Below are 4,350 nucleotides of genomic sequence, written 5' to 3' on the forward strand. Positions count from 1 at the left end.
CGGCCGGCCACCCCGGCGGCCACCCCGGCGGCCACCCCGGCGGTGGCCACCCAGGGGCTGGCGCGCCGGCCGGTCACGGCGGACCTGCTGGTCATCCCGGGGCCGGTGCGCCGGCCGCGGCCGCGGCCACGCTGTGGTCGTTCGAGGTCGTCCAGTCGGCCGCGCCCAGGAACGACAAGGCGTAGGCCGCGTCCCGCTACCCGAAGCCTCCCCGTCCGTAGGTGGAAGCCGTCACCAGGACAGCGGTTTCCACCTACGGCTTCCGCGTCTGTAGGTGGAAACCGCTGTCCTGACGGAGGTTCTCACCTACACCCTGCCGGTGGCTGGCGTCCTCGATCTCGCCCACGAACTCCTCGACCACGTCCTCGAGGGCGATGACGCCGCGGGTCGTGCCGTTCGGCCCGGGTACCCGGCCGAGATGGCAGCCGCTGCGCTGCATCAGGCGCAGGACCTCGTCCAGCGGCAGGTCGGCGCGGACCTCGGCCATCGGCCGCAGCCTGCGTGGCGGCAGCGGCTCGTCGCGGGCGTCGCCATGGATACCGATGACGTCCTTGGCGTGCACGAAACCGACGACTACCGGGCCCGGCCCGGCCGGGGCGCCACCGCCGGCGGCGCGCACCGGGAAGCGGGAGAAGCCGGTCTCGGCGACCAGCTTCTCCAGCTCGGACGCGGTCACCGACCACGGGACGGTCACGATCTCCGAGACCGGGATCATGATGGTGCCGGCGGCCCGCTCGGACAGCTCCAGCGCGCCGGTCAGCAGCTCGTGCTCGGTGTCCTCCAGCAGGCCCTGCCGCCGGGATTCCGCGATCATCGTCGCGAGCTGGTCCGGGGTGTAGGCGGTGCTCAGCTCGTCCACCGGATGGACGCGGACGAGCCGGACACATCGGTTGGCGACGGCGTTGAGAAAGACGATCAGTGGGCGGGTCAGGCCGGCGAACCGGAGCAGCGGCGGCGCGAGCCAGCGGGCTGCCTGCTCGGGGCCGGCCAGCGCGATGTTCTTCGGCACCATCTCGCCGAGCACGATGTGCAGGCAGGCGACGATCAGGAGCGCGAGCGCGAACCCGATCGGGTGGTGGAAGCCGCTGGGGACGCCGAGCCGGTCCAGACCCCCCTCGATCAGGTGGGCGATCGTGGGCTCGGCCACCGCGCCGAGCCCGAGCGAGCAGATCGTGATGCCGAGCTGGGATGCGGCGAGCATCAGCGACAGGTTCCCGATCGCGGTCAGGACGCTTCGGGCCTGCTGGTCGCCTTCGGCCGCGGACGGTTCCACCTGGTCGCGACGGACCGAGATGACGGCGAACTCGGCGCCGACGAAGAACGCGTTGCCGGCCAGCAGGAAGATCGCGCCGACCAGATAGAGCAGGGTCATCGCCGTGCCTGCCCGCCCGGGCCGTCGGTGCCGCCGGTGTCATCGGTGCCGCGCGGGCCATGCGGACCGTGCGGACCATGTGGGCTACGCGGACCCGGACCGTGCGAGCCGGGTGGGCGGCCGGTGTGCCCGCTCCGGCGGGTCCGGGCCGGCTGGCCGGGCGGGCGGCCCGTCAGCCGGACACGGCTGACGCGATGATGGTCCATCTCCTCGACGGTGAGCAGATGTCCTTCGACATCGACCTGGTCACCCGGCTGCGGGATGCGCCCGAGCCGGTGCAGGACGATGCCGGCGACGGTCTCGTACGGGCCGTCGGGCAGCCGGACACCGGTCAGGTCGGCGACCTCGTCCGGGCGGAGCAGGCCGGACAGCGACCAGCTCCCGTCCGGCCCGGCGGTGGCGTCGGGCCTCTCCGGCTGGTCGTACTCGTCCAGGACGTGGCCGACGAGCTCCTCGACGAGGTCCTCCAGGGTGACCACGCCGGCGGTGCCGCCGTACTCGTCGATGACCACGGCGATCTGAAGGCTGTGCCCGCGCAGGGTGGTGAGCAGATCGTCGCAGCTCAGCGATGCCGGCACCACCACCGGAGCGACCATGAGCCGGCTGACCGGTGTGCTGCCGCGCTCGGCCGGCGGCACACCGAAGGCGTCCTTGACGTGGACGACCCCGACGACGTCGTCGACGTCCCCGGGGACAGCCGGGACGCTTCCCGGGCCCGGCGGCTCGGCCGCGTGCCCTCCTCCTCCGGAGCCGGCGGCGCCTCGGCGGCTGGTGACGCCTGCGTGGCCGGTGACGCCTGCGTGGCCGGCGGTGGCGCGAGCGGAGCCCGGGTCCCTACCGGTACCCGAATCCCGCTGGGAGGCGGTGTCAGAGGTGCCACTGGTGCCACTGGTGTCAGGGGTGCCATCGGTGTCGGAGGCGCCGGCGCCAGGCGCGGCGGTGCCGGTGGGGCGCAGGACGGGGAAGCGGGAGTGGCCTGATTCCCCGGTGACCCGGAGCAGTTCCGTGACGCTGTCGTCGGCGTGCAGCGCGACCACCCGTATCCGCGGTGTCATGACGTCCTGGGCGGTGCGCTCGCGTAGCCGCAGGGATCTGCCCAGCAGGCTCGCGGTGTTGCCGGGCAGCGTGCCGTGCTCGGCCGACGAGCGCACCAGCCAGCCGAGCTCGGACGGCGACCTGGCCGATTGCAGCTGGCTTCGCGGCTCGATCCCCAGCGCGCGCAGCAGCCGGTTGGCGGACCCGTCGAGAAGCGTGATGACCGGCCGGCAGACGCTGGAGAAGAGCATCTGCGGCCCGGCGGCCCACTGGGCCGCGGCTACCGGCGCCGCGACCGCGATGTTCTTCGGGAAGAGCTCGCCGAAGACCATCTGGGCGACTGTCGCGATCAGCAGGGCGGCGGTCACCGCGACGGCATGGCCGACGCCGGCCGGCAGGCCGGTCGCGTCGATCGCGGGCAGCAGCAGGGAGGCGATCGCCGGCTCGGCGAGGTAGCCGAGCACCAGCGACGTCAGGGTGATGCCCAGCTGCGCGCCGGAAAGCTGGAACGACAGCGACCGGACGGCCCGCAGCACCCGGGCCGCGCGGTGGGAGCCGTCCCGCGCCGCCTGCTCGAGCCGGCTGTGGTCGACCGCCACAAAAGCGAATTCGGCGGTCACGAACAGCCCGTTGGCGGCGATGAGGGCGACGGCCAGCACCAGGCCGAGAATGTCACCGATCATTGCTGTGGCGGGGGCCGGCGCAGGCCACCGCGGTGCTCGGGCGATCGGGATCCCGCCGCGGGCTGCACTGTCGGGGCCGCCCGAGGCTCCCGCCCGGACGGTACTGGCGCGCCGCGTGCCATCCCCTCATCCTCACAGACCCCTCATCCTCACAGACCTCCGCCGTGCCGCCCAGAGGTTTCCCGGCCGGGGCCCGACGCCCGGCCGGGTGCGCCGGCAGGGACGTCCGGTGATGATCCGTACCGGATGAGTGTGCGTTCTTTTGTGATTTGTCCGAAATGGAGATCGAGTTTTTCAGGTGTCGGTGATGTTGTTGTGGCGTGGGGTGTTGTGGTTTTGCGCCGACGCTTGGAGACTGATCTGCATGGCTCGCGTCTTCGCCGTCGCAAACCAGAAGGGTGGCGTCGCCAAGACGACGTCCGTGACGAGCCTCGGCGCCGCGCTGAGCGAACTGGGATGCCGGGTCCTGCTCGTCGACCTCGATCCGCAGGCATGCCTGACGTTCTCCCTGGGCCTGGATCCGGACGTCATCGAGCTGTCCGTGCACGACGTGCTGCTGGGCCGGCTCAGCCCCGGCCTCGTGGTGCGACGGACCGAGGACGGCCCGGATCTGCTGCCGGCGACCATCGAGCTGGCCGGCTGCGAAGCCGTGCTGCTGTCCCGTACCGGCCGTGAGCACGCGCTGCGGCTCGCGCTCGCCGAGATCAGCGACAGCTACGACTTCATCCTGATCGACTGCCCCCCCTCGCTCGGGATCCTGACGATCAACGGGCTGACGGCGGCGAATGAGGTGATCATCCCGTTGCAGTGCGAGACCCTGTCGCACCGCGGTGTCGGGCAGCTGCTCGACACCGTCCACGACGTGCGGCGTCTGACCAATGCCGAGCTGCGGGTCCGCGGAGTGCTGCCGACCCTCTTCGAGGCCCGGACCACGCACGGCCGTGCCGTCCTGGCGGACGTCGCCGCCCGGTACGCGGTGGCGGTGCTCCAGCCACCCATCGCGCGGTCGGTCCGGTTCGCCGAGGCGCCGGTCTCCGGACGCTCGATCCTCACGACGGCGAAGCGTTCCAGAGGGGCGGAGGCATACCGGGCGCATGCCCGGGCGCTGCTGGCGGGCTCCGTCCCCGCGCCCGGCCCGCGGGGGGAGGGCGGCGGGGCCACGGCCCGGGTGCCGGGTGGGGGCACATCCCGGACGGCGCCCGCGGTGCCGTCGGCGGCAGGGCCGGCGCTACCAGGCGGATCATCGGCCCGCCCCCCGGC

The 4,350-nt window shown here is 72.9% G+C and carries 3 protein-coding genes and 1 pseudogene; 2 read left to right on the plus strand and 2 right to left on the minus strand.

The window, feature by feature from the left end; translation table 11 throughout:
• Nucleotides 1–185, plus strand: a pseudogene (locus NBX02_RS04215) (antibiotic biosynthesis monooxygenase family protein); the annotation flags it as partial.
• Between the two features lie 68 nt (nucleotides 186–253).
• Here the strand turns inward: NBX02_RS04215 and NBX02_RS04220 are convergent.
• Together NBX02_RS04220 and NBX02_RS04225 are read right to left on the minus strand one after the other, a co-directional pair.
• Nucleotides 254–1,372 carry a hemolysin family protein gene (locus NBX02_RS04220; RefSeq protein ID WP_250290064.1) on the minus strand — a complete coding sequence of 373 codons (1,119 nt, stop codon included), beginning with the start codon at nucleotides 1,370–1,372 and terminating at the stop codon, nucleotides 254–256.
• Nucleotides 1,369–3,090: a hemolysin family protein gene (locus NBX02_RS04225; RefSeq protein ID WP_250290066.1), complete on the minus strand. Its 1,722-nt coding sequence runs from the start codon at nucleotides 3,088–3,090 to the stop codon at nucleotides 1,369–1,371. The genes NBX02_RS04220 and NBX02_RS04225 overlap by 4 nt, the downstream gene beginning before the upstream one ends.
• A 364-nt stretch (nucleotides 3,091–3,454) precedes the next feature.
• On the opposite strand from NBX02_RS04225, the gene NBX02_RS04230 reads away from it, so the two are divergent.
• On the plus strand, nucleotides 3,455–4,350 hold an 896-nt coding region (locus NBX02_RS04230), incomplete at its 3' end, for a ParA family protein (protein ID WP_250290067.1).

This window comes from Protofrankia sp. CiP1_Cm_nod1, from assembly GCF_920888515.1.
Classification (GTDB): domain Bacteria; phylum Actinomycetota; class Actinomycetes; order Frankiales; family Frankiaceae; genus Protofrankia.